Below are 21,355 nucleotides of genomic sequence, written 5' to 3'. Positions count from 1 at the left end.
CGGCAGTGCCGGGGCCTTCTCGTTGCTGGCCGGTCCTGTCAGACTGCCGTCACTCGTTGTTGCGGCCGCCGAAGAGCTGGAGCAGCATCATGAACATGTTGATGAAGTCCAGGTAGAGCGCGAGCGCGCCCATGATGGCCTTCTTGCCCGCCACGGCGACGTCGTCGCCGGCGAAATACATCTCCTTGATGCGCTGGGTGTCGTAGGCGGTGAGGCCCGCGAACACCAGCACGCCCACGACCGACACGATGAACTGCAGCATCGAGGAGCCGAGGAAGATATTCACCACCGACGCGATGATGATGCCGAAGAGGCCCATCATCAGGAAGGATCCCATGCCGGAGAGGTCACGCTGCGTGGTGTAGCCGTAGAGGCTCAGCGCTCCGAACGAGGCCGCGGTGATGAAGAACACCCGCACGATGCTCTCGTGGGTGTACACGAGGAAGATCGTGGAGAGCGATACGCCCACCAGAGCCGCATAGACCCAGAACGTGATCTGCGCGGCCGAGACGCTCATGCGCTCGATGCGGAAGCTCAGGAAAAAGACCGCCGCCAGAGGCGCGAGCATCACCACCCACTTCAGCGGGCTCACGAACAGCGCGTAGCCGAACTGCGTCAGCATGATGCCGCCAGCGATCCGCCCCGCGGCCAATGCCGGGTCGGTGGTCACCGAGAGCATGTAAATGCCGAGCGCGGCCGCGCCCGTGATGGCAAGGCCCAGTGCCATGTAGTTGTACACGCTGAGCATGTACGTCCGCAGCCCCTGGTCGATCGCGGCCTGCGAGCGTGCCACCGACGGGTTCCAACGCCCGGCGACGTTGCGATCATAATCGGACATCGTCGTTCCCCTTGAAGAAATCTCAAACGCCCAAGACCGGCCGAGGCCGGACCTGCGCGTTCGCCGTCAATATGGTGGGTTCGCGAAGGGGCGGCAAGACGAGGCTGGATGAAATTTACGCAAGGTCACTTTACGTCAGGCATACCCTTGCGGCTGCGTTAAGGTATAGTTTCAACCCGCATGGGGTCGGGGCATGCGGATGGGGGATCATCTCAGGCGGCGGATCGTTGCCGGGCGGGCATGTCTTGTCGCCTGGGGACTCTTGCGCGGAAAAATCCATCTTGCCGGAACGGCGCTGAATTGGCCCGGGTTCGGCTCGGCGCTGGTGCTGTTCGCCTTGCTTCTGCTGGCCGGTGCGCCGTCGGCGCGTGGCGGTGCCTGGACGCAGGAGGAGGGGCACGGGCAGGTCATCCTGCAAGGCTCGGCCACCTATTCCGCGACCGAGTTCGGACCCACCTACGATCTCTACGCCAGCCGCCCCTATGACAAGGTGGAGGTCACCCTCGTCTTCGAATATGGCGCCACGGATTGGCTGACCCTGCTCGCGGCGCCGCAATTCCTGAACGTCTCGTTCGCCGACCCGTCACCATCTTCCTATGCCGGGCCGGGCTATCAGGACCTCGGCGCCCGGGTGCGGCTGTGGCGCGATGCGGCGAGCGTGGTGTCGGCGCAGGTGGTGGGCCGCTTTTCGGGTACCGGCAATTCCCAGAGCGCCGCCGCCGTGGGCTATGAGGATCCCGAGCTCGACCTCCGCCTGCTCTATGGCGTGGCGTTCACCCTGTTCGGCAAGCCGGCCTTCCTCGACGTTCAGCTCGCCCAGCGCATGCGCTTCGGCCCGCCGCCGGACGAGCTCCATCTCGACCTCACGCTGGGCTGGCGCGTCGTGGAGCGCTGGCAACTCCTCGCCCAGTCGTTCAGCGTGATCTCGGAAGGGGCGGGGACCGGCCCGTACTTCGGCGACTCCTACGAGTATTACAAGCTCCAGATGGGCGCGGCCTACGATCTCTCGGCGGCCATCACCGTGCAGCTGTCCGTGGTCGGCACGGTCTTCGCCCGCAATGCGCCGCAGGAGAACGGGCTGGTCCTCGCCGCCTATTACCGTTTCTGAGGCGACGGCGCCGTGGTGACGAGGCGGATGCCCAGGGCAATGGGCACGATGCCGACGAGATCAAGCGGCGGCACCGGCTCGCCCAGCAGCAGCCAGCCGAACATGAGGCCGAGCGGCGGCATCAGGAAGTGCAGGGCGCTCGCGCGGGTGGCGCTGGTGCGGCCGAGGATGAAGAACCACAGGCTGAACGCGCCCACCGAGCCCGCCAGCGTCAGCCAGGCGAAAGAGAGGCCGAGCGACAGCGTGGGGTGGATGGACGCCACGTCCTCCCGCCACAGCGCCACCGGCAGCAGCGCAATCCCGCCCGCCAAAGACTGGATGCCGCTGCCGACGAACAGGGATGCCGAGGTGCGTACCTTCTTGAACATGAGCGTCGCGGCGGTGAGCGCCATCAGGGCCCCGACCACATAGGCGGTGCCGAGCGGATCCTCATGCCCGGAGACGATCCGCGAGCGGACCACGATGGCCACGCCGATCATGCCCAGGACGAGCCCGAGCAGTTTGCGCCCCGTCAGCCGCTCGCCCAGCAGCACCGCTGCGCCGAGCGCCGTCAGCAGCGGATTGGCGGAGACCAGGACGGCGGTGAAGCCGGACGACACATGGGTCATGCCCACGTAGCTGAGGCCCAGGTAGACCGCATTGTTGAGAATCCCCATCGCCGACAGCGCCGCGACATCGCGCAGATCCAGCCGGCGGAAATGGCTGGCGGGCAGGAGCAGCGCGCAGCCGCCGAGCACGACCAGCCCGGCCACCAGAAAGCGCGCGGACAGCAGCAGCAGGGGCGGGCAATCCGCCAGCGCCACCTTCGCCACGGCGAAGGCCGAGCTCCAGATGATGCAGAACGCCGCGATGAACAGCGGCAGCAGCGCGTCTGTCCGGCGGGTGGTGGCGGCAATGGGAAGGGGCGTGGCGGTCATGACATCTCCTGAACCGCAGAGAAGCACGCACGCGGCATATTGAAAAATTGAATGATTTGATATTGGCTAGTGGATAATCGAATGATGCCGGTGCGCCATGCTGGATATGGATCTTCTGAAAGCCTTCGTCTCCGTGGTGGACGCGGGCGGCTTCACGCGGGCCGGCGAGCGCGTCCATCGCACCCAGTCCACGGTCAGCCAGCAGGTGCGCCGGCTGGAAGACCAGCTCGGCCACCAGCTTCTGATCCGGGACGCCCGGGGCGTCAGCCTCACGGCCGAAGGCGAGCGCCTGCTCGGCTACGCGCGGCGCATTCTCGCGCTCGGTGCGGAGGCGCGGGCCGCCTTGTCGGGCGTCGCCCCCGCGCGGGTGGTGCGGCTGGGCATTCCCGACGATTTCGCTTTGGCGGCCCTGACGTCCGTGGTGGCGGAGTTCGCCCGCACGCGCCCCGGGGTCCGGCTGGCGGTGGAATGCGGGCTGAGCTGCGACCTCGACGCCGGCTTTGCGCGCGGGGAACTCGATGTGGTGCTGCTCAAGCGCGAGCCGGGCTCCGGTCCCGCTGTCGCGGCCTGGCCGGAGCGGCTGGTGTGGGTCTGTGGGGCCGGCTTCACGCCGGACGAGGACGTGGCGAGCCTTGCCGCGTTCCGGCAGGGTTGCCTTTATCGCAATCGGGCGGTCCACGCCCTCGAGAAGGCGGGCCGCCCGTGGCGCATCGCCTATGAATGCCCGAGCCTGATCGGCATCGAGGCAGCCCTCGCCGGAGGTCTGGGCGTGACGGTCCTGAGCGACCTGGCCCTCAATTCCCGGCTGCGGGAATTGCCGTCGTCCGATCTCTGGCCGCCCATCCCGCCCACGGAACTCGCCCTGCGGGCCGCGAGCAACGCCTGTTCCGCCGCGCGGGAGCTGGCCGATCTCATCGCTGCCTTCTGCGGCCGGGAAGCCCGCGCCGCCGCCTGACCGTCCACCCTTCGGTCAGCACTCCACCAGCAGGCGGCGGCCGATCTCGCCGATGCCGACGAGGCCCGGCGTGGCGTGCATCACCACGTTGATGGGAATCTGCGCGAGGCGGTCGTGGTAGGGCGGGTGCTCCTCGAACGCGGTGCGGAAGGGGCTTTCGGCGAACAGGTGCGCCATGGCCCGGCCCACGCCGCCGCCGACGAAGACACCGCCCTTGGCATCGATGGCGAGGGCCAGATCGCCCAGCACCCGGCCGAGCAGGCGCAGGAAGATGTGGCAGCTCTCCTTCTCCTGCCTCTGACCGTCCAGCGCCGCCTTGATGATGGCGTGGGAGGACAGGCTCTCACCGGAGAGAATGCGATGCAGCCGCACCAGTCCGGGACCGGAGAGCACATGCTCGACCGACACCGGGCCGAGATCGCGCACCAGATGGGCGACGATACGGGCCTCGTCGGTGGTCACCGCGCCGAGCCGCATGTGGCCGGCCTCGCTTGCCAGCACCTCATAGCCTGCCTCGCGGGGCAGGATAATCGCGGTTCCGAGCCCGGTGCCCGGACCGGACAGCAGCATGGGCGCGCCGGCGACGGCGCGGCCGGTGCCGACCTCCAGAAGGTCGTCGCGGGTGAGCAGCGGCAGGCCGTGGGCGAAGGCCTCGAAGTCGTTGAGCACCGTCAGCCGCTGGAACGAGAGGCCGGCCGCGAGCTTTTGTGTCGAGAAGCGCCAGTTGCGGTTGGTGAGCCGCACGTCGTCGCCGTCGATGGGGCCAGCCACGGCCAGCGCGCCGCAGGTAGGGGCGGCGCCGCTGACGGACGCCAGATAGGTGCCCAGCAGGTCCTCGAGGGAGGCGTAGGAATCGTTGGCTTCGAGCCGGACATCGAACGGGATGCCGTCGGCGCCGGCCCGGGCGACCCGGGTGGTTGTGCCGCCGATATCCGCTAGCAGGACAGTGGGAGCCATTGATGAGTCCGATGGTAGAGAGCTTTTACTGCGCCAAGCGTGTCCGGGACGCAAGCGCGCCGGAACCGCACGCACCGGCAGGACCTCAAGCGCAGCGGCGCCGGTGCGGTTCCCGGATGCCTCAGGCCCCGGTCCCGCGCCACCGCTTCAGTGCGCCCCAGAGAGGCAGGCAGAAGACAAGCAGCGTGAGGACGCCGAGTCCGCCCGCGATGGGACGTTCGAAGAAGGCGAGGAGGTTGCCGTCCGCCTTGATCATGGAGGTGACGAAACTGTCCTCCAGCATCTTGCCGAGCACGATGCCAAGCACGCACGGAGCGATGGGAATGTCGTGCTCTTCCATGAGAAAGCCGAGCACGCCGAACACCAGCATCAGCACGACGCCATAGGCGGAGTTGTTCACGGCATAGGCGCCGACGATGCAGAACAGCAGGATGAGCGGGATGAGGATGCGCCGTGGAAAGCGCAGCAGGGCTGTTCCCGCCTTCAGCGCGGCAAGACCGAGCGGGATCATCGCGAGGTTGGCGATGATGAAGATGATGAAGACCGCGTAGATGGATTCGGGATTGTTCAGGAAGAGGGTCGGTCCCGGATTGAGGCCCTTGAGGTAGAGCACCCCTATGACGATGGCCGTGATGCTGTCTCCCGGAATGCCGAACACCAGCGCCGGCACCCACGCGCCCGCCAGCGCGGCATTGTTGGCGGAGGTGCTCTCGATGATGCCTTCCACATGGCCGGTGCCGAACTTCTCCGGCGTCTTCGAAAACTTCCGGCTCATGGCGTAGGACACCCAGGCGGCAATGTCCGCGCCGGCACCGGGCAGGATGCCGATGGCGGTCCCTGTGATGTTGCCGCGGATCTGCTGCGGCCAGTATCGGGCGATCAGCCGGCCCCAGCCCTTCAGCGGATTGCCGAGCGAAGTCTGGCGCACCGACCAGTCCGGCGCACCGGCGGCCATGGTGCGGATCACTTCCGACATGGCGAACAGGCCGATCATGGCGGGGATGAAATCCACGCCTCCGAGCAGGTTCGAGTTGCCGAAGGTGAAGCGCGGCACGCCGGCCGGATTGTCGATGCCGATCTGCGCCACGAACAGCCCGAGGAAGAGCGACACCAGCCCCTTCACCGGCGAGCCCGAGCCGATGAAGATGGCGCACGCGAGCCCCATCAGCGCCAGCCAGAAATACTCGAACGAGGAGAATCCGAGCGCGATCTCCGCCAGAAGCGGCGCCGACACGATGAGGATCGCCGTGCCGAACAGGCCGCCCAGCGCCGAGAACAGAACGTTGGCGCCGAGCGCCACCTCCGCTTCGCCCTTGCGGGTCATGGCGTAGCATTCGTCGGAATAGGCGGCCGACGCGGGCGTGCCGGGCATGCGCATGAGCGTTGCCGGAATGTCGCCCGCAAAGATGGCCATGGCCGAACACGAGATCATGGCACCCACGGCGGGGATGGGGTCCATGAAGAAGGTGATCGGCACCAGGAGGGCGATGGCCATGGTCGCCGTCAGGCCCGGGATGGCACCGACCACGAGGCCAAAGGCGGACGCGACGAGAATGGTGAGGATCACGTCCCAGCGAAGGACGAGATCGAGACCTGCGAGCACGGCATTCATGGCAGGAAGCCCTCCACGAGGCCGCGCGGCAGCGGTACGCGCAGGAGCATGTTGAAGGAGAAATAGGTGAAAAGCGCGGTCGCCAGCGCGATTCCGATCGCCTGCGCCACCGGGACCCGCACGAGCACGAACAGGCCGGTCAGGACGACCGTCGCAGTGGCGACGAAGCCGATGAGCGGCGTCAGCACCATGTAGGCGAGGACAAGCGCGATCGTCGCCGCCGCCCTGAAGCTGGCACCGGGCGTGCGCACCCATGTCGCCTGCGCGAGTGGGAACGGTCCGGCGCGGACCGAGCCCACCGCGAGGATGAAGCCGCAGGCCGCAAGGCCCGCGGCCGTCAGCACGGGGAAGACATCCGCGCCGTAGGCCTGTCCAGGTATGGGCGGCAGGCCGGATGCCGCCGAGAACAAGATGGCAGCCCCGGCGAGCAGCAGCAGGCCGAGGATCAGGTCACTGAAGCGCATGATGCGGCTCCGGCGTCGCAGGAAGGGAGCGGCGGCGCGGGCCGCCGCGTTGAGCAGCCGCGGCTATTTCGCGAGGCCGACTTCCTTCATGACGGCACCGAGCGAGGCATCCGCCTTGGCCATGAACTCGGCAAAGCCGGGCCCGTCCGCATAGCGCCCGCCGAACCCGCGATTGGTGAGGAACTCCTGGTATTCCTTGCTGTCGTAGACCTTCTTGAGGGCCGCCTGCAGCTTGTCCGAGGCCGCCTTGTCGAGGCCCTTGGGAGCGGCGAATCCGCGCCATGCGCCGATGGTCCAGGTGCTGCCGGTGGCTTCCTTCAGGGTGGGAACGTCGGGCATCAGCTTCGAGCGCTCGGTCGCCATGATGGCGAGACTTTTCACCCGCTTGGCGTCGATGAGCGAGCGCGCCTCCGGAATGGAGCAGGTGACGACCTGGACGCCGCCCGCCACCAGGTCCTGAAGGCCGGGCGCCGCGCCGTTGGAGGGAACCCAAGGCACGCTTTTCGGATCGAGCTTCAGGGAAGAGAGCATGCCGGCAAGGGCAAGGTGCCAGATGCCACCCTGACCGGTGCCGGAGGCCTTGAACTTGCCGGGGTTGGCCTTGATGTCGGCGATCAGGTCATCGAGCGTCTTGTAGGCCGCATCCGCCCGCACCTGCACGCCAGCGGGGTCCTCGTTCATCAGGGCGAGGGGGGTGTAGGACGCACCGGTGAGCTGGGTCAGGCCCTGCCAGTGCATCATGCCGATTTCCACGGTGATGATGCCGATGGTGTAACCGTCCGGTGTCGCATCTGCGATGGCCTGATGGCCCACCACGCCCTGGCCGCCTGTGCGGTTCACCACAGCGATCGGCTGTCCGAGATCCTTTTCAAGAAGCGAGGCGACGATGCGCGCCACCGCGTCCGTCCCGCCGCCGGCATTCCACGGCACGATGAGGGTGATGGGGCGATCGGGGTAAGCCGCCGTGGCAGCGTTCGGCGCAATGGCGGCAAAAGTCGATGCGGCGAGGGCAAGCCCCGCCATCAGAAACCGGCGCATGGTGTCTCTCTCCCTGACTTTCGGCTTCTTTGGCCGAAATCTAATCGTTTTGAATGACTGTAAGTCAGTGCCTACCCGAGGTCAACGCGACCACGCCACTGGCGATCCTTCCGGCGGGAGGTGGCGCGGGGGGCCGCAGTGGCTTAAGCTTTCACCGAAAAAGGTGCGCTTCGTAGGCGCAGGGGCTGGCGATACGGCAGCTTCGACGTACATAAGCTGGTGGACCGGAAGCGCGCGCGGGGCGGGCGCGATGGATCGAGGCAACCTGGCGGGCCGGTCACTGGCGCGCCGAGAGGCATGGCGAAGCGCAGTGTTCGATATCTACACGATCATCTTCCTGGCCCTCGCGGTCTTCATCTTCGTGCGGCTGCGCAGCGTTCTGGGGCAGAGGACGGGCCGCGAGCGGCCGCCCTACGATCCCTATTCCCGCGATACCGCTCGTCCGCCTCAGCCGACGCCGGAAGGCAATGTCGTGAGCCTGCCCGAGCGCAACGGAACGCCGCCGGGCGCGCCGTCGCCGGTCGAGGTGGAGCCTGCGGCCTTCCGCTGGGAAGGTGTCGCGGCGGAGGGCTCCGCGACCGCCGCCGCCCTCGATGAGATCGCCCGCGTCGAGCCGGACTTCGACGCCAAGCACTTCCTGACCGGCGCGCGCGCGGCCTACGAGATGATCGTCAACGCCTTCGCCGCCGGCGACCGTCGCCAGCTGAAGGATCTTCTGGCCAAGGACGTCTATGACGGCTTCGTCGCCGCCATCGCCGATCGCGAGAGCCGCAAGGAGACGATGGAATCGCGCTTCGTCTCCATCGAGTCCGCCGATCTGCAGGATGTGACCGTGCGCGGTACCAACGCGCAGCTGACCGTGCGCTTTGTGTCCAAGCTCATTTCCGTCACGCGCGGTCCGGATGGCACGGTGGTGGACGGCAGCCCCGACATGGTGGCCGATGTGACCGACGTGTGGACGTTCGCCCGGGATCTCGGCACGCGCGACCCCAACTGGAAGCTGGTGGCCACGGAAGCCGCCCAGTAGGCCATGGCTCCGGCGCGCGCCGTCATAGCCGGCGTGCGGCGCCCGGCCCTCGCCGGTATCGTCGCCGCGCTAGCGGCCATGACGCCCGCTGTCGCCGCCGAACCTGTTGTCTCTCGCTCGAACCTGCCGGCCATGTCGCTCCAGCCCGTCGTTCCGGCCGTGCCCGGCGCCCGGCTCGAGCCGGTGGCCTTCGCTGCCCTCGACGGGTGGGCGGCCGACGACCACGCCGCCGCCTTCGCCACCTTTCGCGCCAGCTGCGCGGCGTTGAAGACGCCGCCGGCCGAGGTGGGTCCGGCCTCCGCGCCGACGCTCGCGCGCGGCCTCCGCCATGCCTGCGCCGCCGCCGCTCGCCTCGGCCCGTCGATACCGGCGCCCCGCCTCGCCCGCCTGTTCTTCGAGGCCAATTTCCGGCCGTGGCGGGTGATCCCGGACGGCGGCGAGGGCGGCTACTACACCGGCTATTACGAGCCGGAAGTGGCGGGCGCGCTCCAGCCCGGCAACGGCTTCGACGTGCCGGTCTATGGACGCCCCGACGATCTGATCATGGCGGCGCCCGGCCCGACGCCCAATTCCGGTCCGGCCTTCCGCCGCGAGGGTGGCGCACTCGTGCCCTATCACGACCGCGCCGCCATCGAGGATGGCGCGCTGGCCGGCCGCGGGCTGGAGGTCGCGTGGCTTCGCGACCCCATCGATCTCTTCTTCATGCAGATCCAGGGCTCCGCGCGCATCCGCCTTCCGGATGGCCGCATCCTGCGGCTGGGCTATGACGGCTTCAACGGCCAGCCCTATCTGCCGGTCGGGCGACTGCTCATCCAGCGGGGGCTCGTCCCGCGGGAGGAGATGTCCATGGCGCGCATCCGCGCCTTCATGGAGGCTGATCCCGACGCCGGTCGCGCGCTGCGACGGGAGAACCGATCCTTCGTGTTCTTCAAGGTCCTGCCCATGGGCGACGATCAGGGCGCGATGGGCGCGCAGGGCGTGCCGCTCACGGCGGGGCGGTCGCTGGCGGTGGACCGGAAGCTTCACACCTATGGTACGCCGATCTTCGTGGAGGCGGACCTGCCGCTGTCCGCTCCCGGCACGGCCGAGCCGTTCCGCCGGCTGATGATCGCGCAGGATACCGGCTCCGCCATCGTCGGTCCGGCGCGGGCGGACCTCTATTTCGGGGCCGGCGATGCGGCGGGCGCGGTGGCGGGGCGCCTGCGGCATGCCGGCAAATTCACTCTGCTGGTGCCGCGCTTCGCGGACCGCGCGCCATGAGCCGCCGCGGCCGCCGCCGGCTGCTCGATGCGGAAGAGCGCGCGCTCTGGGACCATGTGGTGCGCTCGGTGAAGCGCCTCCGCCCCGAAAGGCCAGTCGCGGCTCAGCCGCCGGTGACGCCGGCTCCGGAGCCTCCGCAGGTGGTCGAGCCCGCGCCGGAGGCGAAGCCGAAATCCAGAGCCAAGGCCGGTACTCCACCCAAGGTGGCCGCCCCCGCAGCGCCTCCGCCGCCGCCGCTCGCGGCGCTGGAGCCGAAGACCCGCCGCCGGCTCACGCGCGGGGCCGAGGTGGATGCCCGCCTCGACCTGCACGGCCTCACCCAGGCGGCCGCCCATCGCCGGCTGCGCTTGTTCCTCTTGGAGGCGCAGGCGAGCGGCCATGCGCTGGTTCTGGTCATCACCGGCAAGGGTGATCCCGAACGCCTGATGAGTTCAGGCCCGGCCTTCGGCGAAGGCCGGGGCGTGCTCAAGCGGGCGGTGCCCCTGTGGCTGGCAGAACCGGACCTGCGGGCCGTGGTGGTGGGGTTCGAATCCGCCGGGCGCCGCCATGGCGGGGAGGGCGCGCTCTATGTCCGCATCCGCCGCCGGCGCTGAGCGTCCCTCAGGTCAGAGGCAGGCGGAAGCAGGCATGCCATAGGTGCGCCCCGCCCCGAGCAGGTGGGCGGTGAAGCGTCGCGCCGGGAACAGACGGGCGATGGCAGGATCGGCGACGCTCAGCCCGCCGGCATAGGCGCCAAAGGCGGGCAGGATCATCCGGCTGCCATCGGTGACGAAACACCGGCGCCGCACGCCCCGTCCCCGCGTCACGACGCGCGCCGCAGGATGGAGATGACCGCAAACCTCGCCCGGCGCCGGCCCCTCTTCCGGCTCATGACGGAACAGCAACGGGCCGAGGGCGAGCATGGCAGTACCTTCGCCGCCGAGATCGTGGGGCAGGGGGTCGTGGTTGCCGGCGATCCAGATGAAGGTGCGGCCGGTCTGGATGCGGCGAATCTCGTCGCGAAGCGGGTCCGCCATGCGCTCGCCGGCCCAGCGGTCGTGCAGGCTGTCGCCCAGCGCGATCACCATGCGCGGCTGGTGCAGGGCAACGACGGCGGAGAGGCGCTTCAGCGTGTCGAGGGTGTCGTAGGGCGGCAGCATCTGTCCGCGCCGGGCGAAGGCGGAGCCCTTTTCGAGGTGCAGGTCCGCCACCACCATCAGCCGCTCGTCCGGCCAGAGCAGGGCACCGGAGGGGTCAAGCTCCAGTTCCGCGCCCCGGAGGTCGATCCGGGCGAGGGAGAGGTCCGCTGATTCGGCGAGGGCGAGCATGGCGGCGGATTGTGCCCAACGCCGCGCCGCGAGCAAGCGGGGCCGTGACGCCGGCATTGACGCACCATCAGCGCCAGATACCCGCCTCGGCCAGGATGGCAGCGACATCCTCGGGCCAGACCTGCTCGGTGAGGGAAGACAGAGCGTCCCTCGTCCACCACGCATGGTGCACCAGCGCCTTGCGCTCATCCTCCGACCAGCCGGCGGACGAGACCACAAGGCCGGGCGCGCGCACGAGGAAATAGCGCTCGTCCGACCGCACGCGCCGCCCGTCCGGCATCACGAACGAGACCGTGCGCTGGGCGACGGCGGGGCCGGGATGGGTGATGGCGAGGCCGGTTTCCTCCAGAAGCTCGCGGCAGGCGGCAGCCTCATAGGTCTCGCCCGGCTCCAGCCCCCCTCCGGGCGGTGCCCAATAGACGTTCCCGGCCAGGGCGCCCTCGGCATAGGCGAAGCGGAACAGCAGCAGCCGGTCCTCGCCATCCAGCACGAGGAGCCGGGCGGCAGGGCGGTCGATGGTGTCGTCGATGGTGCCGCTCACAGGAAGCTCTGCGGGTCCACGTCGATGGCGACCTTGATGTTGCCCGTCACCTTCGGTGCCACGGCCCGCCATTCACTGAGATAGGCGGGCAGATCGAAATTGCGCGGCGTGCGGACCAGAAGCCGCCAGCGGTGGCGTCCGCGGAGCAGGGCCAGGGGCGCTTCCGCCGGGCCGAGGATGCGCACCTCCGGTGCGATGGGGGCGGAAACCGCCAGGCGCCGGGCATGGCCCTCCGCCACATGGGCCTCGCTGGCCGAGACGATGAGCGCGGCCATGCGGCCGAAGGGCGGAAGCTGTGCCTCCTCGCGGGAGGCGATCTCCACGTCGTAGAAGGCATCGCGATCCCCCGTCACCAGCGCGCGCATCACCGGATGCTCGGGCATGTGGGTCTGAATGAAGCCCCGCCCCTCCGCCTTGCCGCGCCCGGCGCGCCCCGCCACCTGATGCACCAGCTGGAAGGTCCGCTCGGCGGCGCGGGGATCGCCATGGCCGAGGCCTACATCCGCATCCACCACGCCCACGAGGGCCAGGCCGGGGAAGTTGTGGCCCTTGGCCACGAGCTGGGTGCCCACCACCACGTCCACGTCGCCCTTGGCGACCGCGTCAAGCTCGGCCCGCATCCGCTCCACCCCGCCCAGAAGGTCCGAGGAGAGGACGAGGGCGCGGGCGTTGGGGAACAGGGTCTGCACCTCCTCCTGAAGCCGCTCCACGCCCGGCCCGACTGGGACAAGGCTGTCCGGCGCATCGCAGGCCGGGCACTTCTCCGGCACCGGGGCCTGATAGCCGCAATGGTGGCAGGTGAGGCGGCGGCGGAAGCGGTGCTCCACCAGCCAGGCGGTGCAGGAGGGGCAGCGCATCCGGTGGCCGCAGGAGCGGCACAAAGTGAGCGGCGCATAGCCCCGGCGATTGAGGAAAAGGAGCGCCTGCTCGCCGGCCTCCAGCGTCGTGTTGATCTCCGCTTCCAGTCGCGGCGCGATCCAGCGGCCGCGCGGCGGGCCTTCCCGGCGCAGGTCGATGGGGGAGAGGCCGGGCACCTTGGCGCCTCCGAAGCGGACGGGCAAGGCGAGCCGTCGGTAGCGGCCGCGCCGGGCGTTCACCTCGGTCTCGATGGAGGGCGTCGCCGAGGCCAGCACGATGGGTGCCGACGCAAGGCGCGCCCGCACCACTGCCATGTCGCGGGCGTGGTAACAGACGCCATCCTCCTGCTTGTAGGCCGGGTCGTGCTCTTCATCGACGATGATGAGGCCGAGATCGCGGAAGGGCAGGAACAGGGCCGAGCGCGCCCCCGCCACAACCTTGACCTGTCCCGAGGCCACCTCGTTCAGCACCTTGGCGCGGCGTCGGGTGGAGACGCCCGAATGCCATTCCGCCGGCTTCACGCCGAAGCGCTCGGTGAAGCGGTCGAGGAAGGCCTGGGTGAGGGCGATTTCCGGCAGCAGGATCAGCGCCTGCCGTCCGGCGCGGATCGCCTCCGCCACCGCCTCGAAATAGGTCTCCGTCTTGCCGGAGCCGGTCACGCCGTCGAGCAAATGGACGGAGAAAGCCTTCGCCTTCACCGCCGCGACCATGGCCTCTGCCGCCTCCGCCTGCGGCTGCGAGAGCTCTGGCACGGAATGGTCGGGATCGGGTGGGTAGGCGGCGGGCTCGGGGGGAAGCACTACGGCTTCCAGCGTGCCGTCATCCACCAGTCCGTCCACCACGGAGGGGGAGACGCCGGCCTCCCGCGCGGCCTCGGTCTTGCCGCGCACGAAGCCGTCCGCGAGCGTGTCCAGAAGCCGCGCGCGGGCAGCCGTCATGCGGGCGGGTGTTGATCCGGAGAGGCGCACGCCAACCCGCTCGCGCGCCGCGCCGGGGCTCTCGCCGTGGCGCAGCGCCATGCGCAGCACCATGCCGCGCGGCGCCAGCGTATAGTCGGCCATCCAGTCGATCAGCCGGATGAGGTCGGGCGGCAGCGGCACGTAATCGAGCTTCGCCTTCACCGCCTTCAGCTTGCCGGCCTCCACCGCCTTGCCGCCGGCCGCCTGCGCGCGCGGCCAGACCACGCCGATGACACTCTTGGTACCAAGCGGCACATGTACGAGGTCGCCCGGCGACACCTCCATCCCCTCGGGCAGGAGGTAGGAATAGGCGGCGTCGAGGCCGAGGGGGAGCAGGACATCGACGGTGCGCGGGCTCATGTTCGTCTTTTGGTCCGGCGCGCGGGAAAGGTCAAAGGGGGTTTCTCCCCTTGCGTTCCACATTGCGCGCGTCTACCTCGAACCCATGAAATTCCTCGATCAGGCCAAGGTCTATGTGCGCTCCGGAGACGGCGGGGCAGGGTGCGTCTCGTTCCGGCGCGAGAAGTTCATCGAGTTCGGCGGTCCCGATGGCGGCGACGGCGGGCGGGGCGGCGACGTGTGGATCGAGTGCGTGGACGGCCTCAACACGCTGATCGACTACCGCTATCAGCAGCATTTCAAGGCCAAGAAGGGCGACCACGGCCGGGGTGCCAGATGCACCGGCGCCAAGGGCGCCGATGTGGTGCTGAAGGTGCCGGCCGGTACCCAGATCCTCGATGAGGACGAGGAGACCATCCTCGCCGACATGACCGAGGTCGGCCAGCGCATCAAGCTTCTGGAAGGTGGCAACGGCGGCTTCGGCAACGCCCAGTTCAAGACCTCCACCAACCAGGCCCCCCGCCGCGCCAACCCCGGTCTCGAAGGTCAGGAACGCTGGATCTGGCTTCGCCTGAAGCTGATCGCCGACGCCGGCCTCGTCGGTCTGCCCAATGCCGGCAAGTCCACCTTCCTCGCTGCGACCACGGCGGCGAAGCCCAAGATCGCCGATTATCCCTTCACCACGCTGCATCCCGGCCTCGGCGTGGTGCGGGTGGACGGGCGCGAGTTCGTGCTCGCCGACATTCCCGGCCTGATCGAGGGCGCCCACGAGGGCGTCGGCATCGGCGACCGCTTCCTCGGCCATGTGGAGCGCTGCCGCGCGCTGCTGCACCTGGTGGACGGCACGTCCGAGCATGCCGGCAAAGCCTACAAGACCGTCCGCGCCGAGCTGGCCGCCTATGGCAACGGGCTCGACGAGAAGCCGGAGATCGTCGCCCTTTCCAAGGTGGATGCCCTCTCGCCCGAACTGCTCAAGCAGCAGAAGGAGCGTCTCCAGCGCGCCGCGAAGAAGAAGCCGCTGCTCCTCTCCGCCACCTCGGGCCAAGGCGTGCCGGAGGCGCTGAGGGCGCTTCTTTCGGTGGTGGAGGAGGCCCGCGGCGTCGAGAAGGAAGAGGCCGCGCCGCGCGATGGCTGGCGGCCCTGAGCGCGTTGCGACGCGAGCGCGACACGGACAGGCATTTTTGCTAGCATCTCGAAAGGAGATGCTAGCATCATGGCAAGACAGCTCAACATCCGCAGCGACGAGGCGTTTGAGACGGCGCAGCGGCTGGCGCGCCGGCAGGGGCGGCCGGTGACCGAGGTCGTCGTGAACGCCTTGCGGGCCTACGACGCGGCCTTGTCCTCCGACACCGCGCTTACGCCCGAGCAGCAGGCCGAATATGAGGCCTTGCGCCAACTCGCTCGCTCTGCAGCGCAGCGTGCGAAGGAGGGGGCGGTCTCCGACCACTCCGATATGTATGACGAATATGGCCTGCCCATATGATCGCGCTGGACACGTCGGCCATCGTGGCCATGGCGCTCGGCGAGCCGGAGGCGGACGCCTTCGCGCGGGCGATCGCGCGCGCGAAGGCCCTTGTCGGGACGCCCATGCTTGTTGAAACGCGGCTGGTCCTGTCCAGCCGCATCGGTGAGGCGGCTGGACCGTTTGTCGAGGCCCTCGCGCGCCGCCCGTCGATCCACCCGGTGGCCTTCTCGCTCAAGATGCACGAGATCGCGAGCCTCGCCTTCGACCGCTTCGGCAAGGGCCGGCACCCGGCGGGCTTGAACTTCGGGGACTGCATGGCCTATGCCGTGGCCAAGGCGCATGATGTGCCCCTCCTCTTCAAGGGGGAGGAATTCTCCCGCACCGACGTGCGCCGCGCGCACGCCTGAGGTGCCCTGCCGGTTCACAGGTCCATGGCTTTTTCCGAGTCCGCCTCGTCCGAGTCCGTTGCCGACGCGCCGGCGAAGACGCCCGCCTTCGCCGATTTCCGCCGCATCGTCATCAAGGTGGGCTCGGCCCTTCTGGTGGACCGGGCGCAGGGCCGGGTGCGCCTCGCCTGGCTGACCTCGCTGGTGGAGGACATCGCCGCTTTGCACGCCAAGGGCTGCGAGGTGATGGTGGTCTCCTCCGGCGCCATCGCGCTGGGGCGCACCGTGCTCGGCCTGCCGTCCGGGCCGCTGAAGCTGGAGGACAGCCAGGCCGCCGCCGCGGTGGGGCAGATCGCGCTCTCCAAGACCTGGGCGGACATCCTCGGCCATTACAACATCACCGCCGGGCAGGTGCTGCTGACGCTGGGGGATACCGAGGAGCGCCGCCGCTATCTCAATGCGCGTTCCACCCTCGGCCGGCTGATGGAGCTGCGCTCCGTTCCGATCATCAACGAGAACGACACGGTCGCTACCACCGAAATCCGCTACGGTGACAACGACCGCCTCGCGGCGCGCGTCGCCACCATGGCGAGCGCGGACCTGCTGGTGCTGCTGTCCGACATCGACGGCCTCTATACCGCCCCGCCGGCGCAGGACCCCAACGCGACGCTGATCCCGGTGGTGCCGCGCATCGGCGCCGAGATCGAGGCCATCGCGGGGGATGCAGGTTCCGAGCTGTCGCGCGGCGGCATGCGCACCAAGATCGAGGCTGGCAAGATCGCCACCTCCGCCGGCACCCACATGGTGATCGCCTCCGGCCATGTGAAGAATCCGCTGAAGCGCATCATGGAGGGCGGGCGCTGCACCTGGTTCCTCACCTCCGCCAATCCCGTGCGCGCCCGCAAGAGCTGGATTGCCGGGGCGCTGGAGCCGCGCGGCACGCTGCATCTCGATGACGGCGCGGTGGCGGCGCTCCGGCGTGGGGCGAGTCTTCTGCCGGCCGGCGTGAAGCGCATCGACGGCCTGTTCGACCGCGGCGACGCCGTGGTGCTGCGTGGCCCCGACGGTGCCGAAGTCGGGCGCGGCCTTGTCGCCTACGATTCCACCCACGCCGCCCGCATCATGGGGCACTCCACCTCGGAGATCGAGGCGCTGCTGGGGGTGAAGGGGCGCTCCGAGATGGTGCACCGGGACGATCTGGCGCTCGGGGTGGAGTGAGGGACGGAGGAGGGCGGCGGCACCTGGAGACGGATGCGGTCCCTCGCCTCAGGGCGTGAGCGTCACGCGGCGGCCGCCGGCGAGGGCGACGTCTACGGCGGGCTTGCCGTTCACGGTGGCGAGGGTGAAATCCCCCGCCGCGGGCGCCGGAAGGGGACGGGAGGCGATCTCGTGCACCCCGCCCTTGAAGGCGAGGAAGCGCAGGCGCCGGCGGTCGAAGCTGGGCACCGCCAGATCCGCCACGCCGTCGCCGTCGAAGTCCGCCACCGCCGCAAGGCCCATCTCCGGGGACCCCGCCACATGGTTGGAGGTGTCGCCGGTCGCGGCGATCTCGACCAGTGCGCCGCCGCGCAGGGTGAACACCCGCAGGCGTCCCACCGCATGGGGCTGCTGCACATAAGCGATGTCGAGACGGCCATCGCCGTCGAAATCGGCAATGCCCGCCGGATTCAGCCAGCGCTGGGGTCCGCCGGTGGCCGGGCCTTCCGCGATGACGGCGAGGGCGCCGTTGCGCTCGCCCACCACCACGAGGGCAGAGCCGGTGCGGCTGGACGAGCGCACCAGCACCACCTCGTCGCGCCCGTCGCCATCCAGGTCGGCCAAGCGCGGGCGCCGGTCCTCGAACACCTCCTCGTCGGGCAGGCGCAGAAGCAGCACGCGGCCGTCGCGCATGCGCACCGAGAGGCCGGCTGCCTCCACCGGGGCACCCAGCACGAAATGCCGGTAGCGGGCCGTCGGACCCACCAGGGTCGCCTCGGCGATGGTTCCGCCGCCCCGTGCGGGACGGGCGTGGGGCAGGGGACCCTCCGGTTTTTGGGGGGTCTGGCCTTGGCCGGCTTGCGCATGGGCGGCCGGAGCGGCGGCGAGGCCGGCGAGAAGGACAAGGATGAATGCGCGCATGGGGCCTCGCAGCGGGACGACATGGCCAGCCTCTTGCCACGCTTGCGGGCCGCCATCCGTTGACAAGTCCGGGAGGAGCCGGCACCGCGCGGACCTGTCGCATCGTCCGCATGACGTGCTAGGGAAAGGCGGCGCCCCTATCTATAGGGGCAACATCGTCCATGCCGTCACGAGAACCGCCATGCCCACCGCCTCCGCCCTCCGCACCGATGCCGCCGCCTCTGCGGGTCGCTCCGTGCCGCCGGCGGAACTGGAGGCAATGATGCGCGACATGGGCAGGCGCGCCCGCGCCGCCGCACGCACCCTCGCCCTCGCCGCGCCGGAGCAGAAGACGCAGGCGCTCCATGCCGCCGCCGCCGCCATCCGCGCGGCTGCGCCGGAGATCCTTGCCGCCAATGCCGACGATGTGGCCAAGGCCACGGCGGACGGCATGACCGGCTCCTTCCTCGACCGGCTCACCCTCACCCCCGCGCGGGTGGAGGCCATGGCCGAGGGCGTGGAGCAGGTGGCCGCGCTTCCCGATCCCATCGGCCTCGTCACCGAGCGCTGGACCCGTCCCAACGGCCTCATCATCGAGCGCGTGCGCACGCCGCTCGGCGTCATCGGCGTCATCTACGAGAGCCGGCCCAACGTGACGGCGGACGCGGCTGCGCTGTGCCTGCGGGCCGGCAATGCGGTGATCCTGCGTGGCGGCTCGGACAGCCTCGCCTCCTCCGGCGCCATCCACCGGGCCTTAGTGGTCGGCCTCACGGCCGCCGGGCTGCCGGAGGATGCCGTGCAGTTCGTGAGCGTGCCGGACCGCGCGGCCGTCGGCCACATGCTGGCCGGCCTTGGCAACACCGTGGACGTGATCGTGCCGCGCGGGGGCAAGAGCCTCGTCGCCCGCGTCCAGAGCGATGCCCGCGTGCCCGTCTTCGCCCATCTCGACGGCATCAATCACGTCTATGTGGACAAGGCGGCCGACCTCGACATGGCGAAGACCGTGGTGCTGAACGCCAAGATGCGTCGAACCGGCGTCTGCGGCGCGGCCGAGACGCTTCTGGTGGACCGGGCGGTGGCCGGAACGCACCTCAAGCCGCTGGTGGAGATTCTGATCGACGCCGGCTGCGAGATCCGCGGCGATGCCGAGGTTCAGGCGGTGGATGGGCGCGTGAAGCCCGCCGTCCCCGAGGATTGGGACACGGAATATCTCGACGCCATCATCGCCGCGAAGGTGGTGGACGGGGTTGGCGACGCCATCGCCCATATCGAGGCGCACGGTTCTCATCACACCGATTCCATCGTCACCGAGGATGCGGCGGCGGCCGATCGCTTCCTCGCCGAGGTGGACAGCGCCATCGTGCTGCACAACGCCTCCACCCAGTTCGCCGATGGCGGCGAGTTCGGCTTCGGGGCCGAGATCGGCATCGCCACGGGGCGAATGCATGCGCGCGGCCCGGTGGGCGCCGAGCAGCTCACCTCCTTCAAGTACCGCATTCACGGGTCGGGACAGACCCGCCCGTGACATCCTACGGCCCCGTCGTGGAGCCCGTGACGCCGCGTGCCGCGCGGCGTCTGCCCTTCGTCACGCCGGGCCTGCGGGTCGGGCTGTTCGGGGGCAGCTTCAATCCCGCCCACGGCGCGCACCGGGCAGCGAGCCTCCTCGCCTTGCGCCGGCTCGGCCTCGACCGGGTGTGGTGGCTGGTGACGCCGGGCAATCCCCTGAAGGACAATCGCGCTTTGCCGCCACTGGAGGAGCGCATCGCCATCGCCCGCGCGGTGGCGCGCCATCCGCGCATCGATGTGACCGGCTTCGAGGCCGGCATCGGCACCCGCTACACCTACGAGACGCTGGCCTATCTGGTGCGGCGGCTGCCGGGCGTGCGCTTCGTCTGGATCATGGGGGCGGACAATCTCGCCCATTTCGACCGCTGGCAGCATTGGCGGGGCATCGCGGATCTCGTGCCCATCGCGGTGGTGGATCGCATGGGCCAGAGCCTCGCCGCCACCGCCTCTCCGGCTGCGCAGGCGCTGGCGCGCTATCGTCTCGGCGAGCATGAGGCCCGCCTCCTGGCGGACTGCGCGCCGCCCGCCTGGGTATTCCTCCACGGGCTGAAATCCCCCCTGTCTTCAACGGGAATCCGGGCCGCGCGCGGGGTGCGGTAAGGCCGCCGAATCGAGACCGCTCGCCACAGGTCTTGAAAATTCATTGATTTGCAGGCATTCTGAGGGGGTGCGGCGGTTTGGACCGTCGCCTTGAGCGAGAGGATTTGGACCCCTGTCCACGACGGCACTTCTGGCGGCCGCTGAGATGACACCGCCCGCCACGGTTTCAGACGCCAAGGTTTCCGAGGCGCTTCCCGACGCTGCGGAAATCCTCGCCCTCGTCCAAGCCCGGCTGGAAGACGACAAGTCCGAGGACATCGTCTCCATCGACCTGCGCGGCAAAACCTCCATCGCCGATTACATGGTGGTTGCCTCCGGCCGCTCGCAGCGGCATGTGGGCGCCATCGCCGAGCACCTCATCGAGGCGCTCAAGGCGGTGGGGATCAAGCAGGTGCGAGTCGAAGGCCAGCCGGCCTGCGACTGGGTGCTCATCGACGCGAACGACGTGATCGTCCACGTCTTCCAACCCGAGGTCCGCAACTTCTACAATATCGAGAAGATGTGGGCCGGGACGCCCCGCTCCTGATGCGGTTTCGCGCTCCCGCGGGTTTCTAGACGACGTGCGCCTCGTCCTCGCCTGTGTCGGCCGGCTGAAAGCCGGCGCCGAGCGCGAGCTCGTGACCCGCTACGTGGATCGCATCCGCCCCGCCGGCCGGCCGCTGGGGCTTGGCCCATGCGACATGATCGAGATCGCTGAATCCGCCGCGCGCCGCGCCGAGGACCGCATGGCCGAGGAAGCCACAGCGCTCCTCGCGGGCATCCCGGCGGGTGCCGGCATCGTGGTGCTCGATCCGCGTGGGCGCCATCTCTCCAGCGAGGACTTCGCCCGTCGCATCGCCTCGGACCGCGATGGCGGGCTTGCCGCCCTTGCCTTCGTCATCGGCGGAGCGGACGGGCTGGGGGAAGAGGTCCGGGCGCGGGCATCCCTCATGATCGCCTATGGCACGGCCACTTTTCCCCACCAGCTGGTGCGCGTGATGCTGGCGGAGCAGATCTATCGGGCGGTCACCATCCTCGCCGGGCATCCCTACCACCGGGCGTAAGGGGCGGGGCGGGAATCC

At 69.4% G+C, this 21,355-nt stretch carries 23 protein-coding genes; 13 read left to right on the top strand and 10 right to left on the bottom strand.

The window, feature by feature from the left end:
• Positions 1-49: 49 nt before the first annotated feature.
• The gene (locus tag J2126_RS10910) at positions 50-838 is read right to left on the bottom strand and encodes a Bax inhibitor-1/YccA family protein (RefSeq protein ID WP_209486723.1); all 789 of its coding nucleotides are present in this window, start codon (positions 836-838) and stop codon (positions 50-52) included.
• A gap of 262 nt (positions 839-1,100) precedes the next feature.
• Between J2126_RS10910 and J2126_RS10905 the strand changes: the two genes are divergently transcribed.
• Entirely contained in the window at positions 1,101-1,946 is an 846-nt protein-coding gene (locus J2126_RS10905; RefSeq protein ID WP_209486720.1) for a hypothetical protein, read from the top strand.
• Here J2126_RS10905 and J2126_RS10900 read toward each other — a convergent pair.
• Positions 1,934-2,863: a DMT family transporter gene (locus J2126_RS10900; RefSeq protein ID WP_209486718.1), complete on the bottom strand. Its 930-nt coding sequence runs from the start codon at positions 2,861-2,863 to the stop codon at positions 1,934-1,936. The genes J2126_RS10905 and J2126_RS10900 overlap by 13 nt on opposite strands.
• 97 nt (positions 2,864-2,960) lie before the next feature.
• Between J2126_RS10900 and J2126_RS10895 the strand changes: the two genes are divergently transcribed.
• Entirely contained in the window at positions 2,961-3,818 is an 858-nt protein-coding gene (locus J2126_RS10895; protein WP_209486716.1) for a LysR family transcriptional regulator, read from the top strand.
• Positions 3,819-3,833: 15 nt separating this feature from the next.
• Here J2126_RS10895 and J2126_RS10890 read toward each other — a convergent pair whose 3' ends face one another.
• From J2126_RS10890 to J2126_RS10875, 4 genes are all read right to left on the bottom strand, one after another.
• The gene (locus J2126_RS10890) at positions 3,834-4,775 is read right to left on the bottom strand and encodes an ROK family protein (RefSeq protein ID WP_209486714.1); all 942 of its coding nucleotides are present in this window, start codon (positions 4,773-4,775) and stop codon (positions 3,834-3,836) included.
• A gap of 121 nt (positions 4,776-4,896) precedes the next feature.
• Complete coding sequence (locus J2126_RS10885) at positions 4,897-6,387, bottom strand: tripartite tricarboxylate transporter permease (RefSeq protein WP_209486712.1); 1,491 nt, start codon at positions 6,385-6,387, stop codon at positions 4,897-4,899.
• Entirely contained in the window at positions 6,384-6,851 is a 468-nt protein-coding gene (locus tag J2126_RS10880; RefSeq protein WP_209486710.1) for a tripartite tricarboxylate transporter TctB family protein, read from the bottom strand. The genes J2126_RS10885 and J2126_RS10880 overlap by 4 nt, the downstream gene beginning before the upstream one ends.
• Before the next feature lie 63 nt (positions 6,852-6,914).
• Positions 6,915-7,889, bottom strand: a complete 975-nt coding sequence (locus J2126_RS10875) for a tripartite tricarboxylate transporter substrate binding protein (protein WP_209486708.1) — start codon at positions 7,887-7,889, stop codon at positions 6,915-6,917.
• 310 nt (positions 7,890-8,199) lie between these two features.
• Here J2126_RS10875 and J2126_RS10870 point away from each other — a divergent pair, with 310 nt between their 5' ends.
• The 3 genes from J2126_RS10870 to J2126_RS10860 are packed head-to-tail and all read left to right on the top strand — an operon-like array spanning position 8,200 to position 10,769.
• Positions 8,200-8,916 carry a Tim44/TimA family putative adaptor protein gene (locus tag J2126_RS10870; protein WP_348634281.1) on the top strand — a complete coding sequence of 239 codons (717 nt, stop codon included), beginning with the start codon at positions 8,200-8,202 and terminating at the stop codon, positions 8,914-8,916.
• 3 nt (positions 8,917-8,919) lie between these two features.
• Positions 8,920-10,176 carry a murein transglycosylase A gene (gene mltA / locus J2126_RS10865; protein ID WP_245327274.1) on the top strand — a complete coding sequence of 419 codons (1,257 nt, stop codon included), beginning with the start codon at positions 8,920-8,922 and terminating at the stop codon, positions 10,174-10,176.
• Entirely contained in the window at positions 10,173-10,769 is a 597-nt protein-coding gene (locus tag J2126_RS10860; protein WP_209486704.1) for a Smr/MutS family protein, read from the top strand. The genes mltA and J2126_RS10860 overlap by 4 nt, the downstream gene beginning before the upstream one ends.
• Before the next feature lie 12 nt (positions 10,770-10,781).
• On the opposite strand, the gene pdeM is transcribed toward J2126_RS10860, so the two are convergent.
• The 3 genes from pdeM to J2126_RS10845 form a co-directional block, all read right to left on the bottom strand.
• Positions 10,782-11,483: a ligase-associated DNA damage response endonuclease PdeM gene (gene pdeM / locus J2126_RS10855; protein WP_209486702.1), complete on the bottom strand. Its 702-nt coding sequence runs from the start codon at positions 11,481-11,483 to the stop codon at positions 10,782-10,784.
• A 67-nt stretch (positions 11,484-11,550) separates the two neighbouring features.
• Positions 11,551-12,024 (bottom strand): NUDIX hydrolase, encoded by a 474-nt coding sequence (locus J2126_RS10850; RefSeq protein ID WP_348634280.1) that lies wholly within the window; start codon positions 12,022-12,024, stop codon positions 11,551-11,553.
• On the bottom strand, positions 12,021-14,201 hold the full coding sequence (locus tag J2126_RS10845) for a primosomal protein N' (protein WP_209486698.1): 2,181 nt from the start codon (positions 14,199-14,201) through the stop codon (positions 12,021-12,023). Before J2126_RS10845 ends, J2126_RS10850 begins: the two co-directional genes overlap by 4 nt.
• 85 nt (positions 14,202-14,286) lie before the next feature.
• On the opposite strand from J2126_RS10845, the gene obgE reads away from it, so the two are divergent.
• The 4 genes from obgE to proB all read left to right on the top strand — a co-directional run bounded on the left by obgE (position 14,287) and on the right by proB (position 17,249).
• The gene (gene obgE, locus J2126_RS10840; protein WP_209486695.1) at positions 14,287-15,324 is read left to right on the top strand and encodes a GTPase ObgE; all 1,038 of its coding nucleotides are present in this window, start codon (positions 14,287-14,289) and stop codon (positions 15,322-15,324) included.
• A 69-nt stretch (positions 15,325-15,393) separates the two neighbouring features.
• On the top strand, positions 15,394-15,663 hold the full coding sequence (locus tag J2126_RS10835) for a type II toxin-antitoxin system VapB family antitoxin (RefSeq protein WP_209486693.1): 270 nt from the start codon (positions 15,394-15,396) through the stop codon (positions 15,661-15,663).
• Complete coding sequence (locus J2126_RS10830) at positions 15,660-16,052, top strand: type II toxin-antitoxin system VapC family toxin (RefSeq protein ID WP_209486691.1); 393 nt, start codon at positions 15,660-15,662, stop codon at positions 16,050-16,052. The genes J2126_RS10835 and J2126_RS10830 overlap by 4 nt, the downstream gene beginning before the upstream one ends.
• A gap of 24 nt (positions 16,053-16,076) precedes the next feature.
• The gene (gene proB / locus J2126_RS10825) at positions 16,077-17,249 is read left to right on the top strand and encodes a glutamate 5-kinase (RefSeq protein WP_209486689.1); all 1,173 of its coding nucleotides are present in this window, start codon (positions 16,077-16,079) and stop codon (positions 17,247-17,249) included.
• 48 nt (positions 17,250-17,297) lie between these two features.
• On the opposite strand, the gene J2126_RS10820 is transcribed toward proB, so the two are convergent.
• The gene (locus J2126_RS10820; RefSeq protein ID WP_209486682.1) at positions 17,298-18,149 is read right to left on the bottom strand and encodes an FG-GAP repeat domain-containing protein; all 852 of its coding nucleotides are present in this window, start codon (positions 18,147-18,149) and stop codon (positions 17,298-17,300) included.
• A 259-nt stretch (positions 18,150-18,408) separates the two neighbouring features.
• Between J2126_RS10820 and J2126_RS10815 the strand changes: the two genes are divergently transcribed.
• From J2126_RS10815 to rlmH, 4 genes are all read left to right on the top strand, one after another.
• Positions 18,409-19,653 carry a glutamate-5-semialdehyde dehydrogenase gene (locus J2126_RS10815; protein WP_245327849.1) on the top strand — a complete coding sequence of 415 codons (1,245 nt, stop codon included), beginning with the start codon at positions 18,409-18,411 and terminating at the stop codon, positions 19,651-19,653.
• Entirely contained in the window at positions 19,650-20,294 is a 645-nt protein-coding gene (locus J2126_RS10810) for a nicotinate-nucleotide adenylyltransferase (protein ID WP_348634279.1), read from the top strand. Before J2126_RS10815 ends, J2126_RS10810 begins: the two co-directional genes overlap by 4 nt.
• A gap of 145 nt (positions 20,295-20,439) precedes the next feature.
• Positions 20,440-20,820: a ribosome silencing factor gene (rsfS, locus tag J2126_RS10805; RefSeq protein ID WP_209486673.1), complete on the top strand. Its 381-nt coding sequence runs from the start codon at positions 20,440-20,442 to the stop codon at positions 20,818-20,820.
• A gap of 34 nt (positions 20,821-20,854) precedes the next feature.
• Entirely contained in the window at positions 20,855-21,337 is a 483-nt protein-coding gene (rlmH, locus tag J2126_RS10800) for a 23S rRNA (pseudouridine(1915)-N(3))-methyltransferase RlmH (RefSeq protein ID WP_209486671.1), read from the top strand.
• Positions 21,338-21,355 lie beyond the last annotated feature (18 nt).

This window comes from Xanthobacter flavus, from assembly GCF_017875275.1.
GTDB lineage: Bacteria > Pseudomonadota > Alphaproteobacteria > Rhizobiales > Xanthobacteraceae > Xanthobacter > Xanthobacter flavus_A.
Note: the sequence above shows the minus strand (reverse complement) of the source record. Positions and strands in the feature narration are given on the sequence as shown.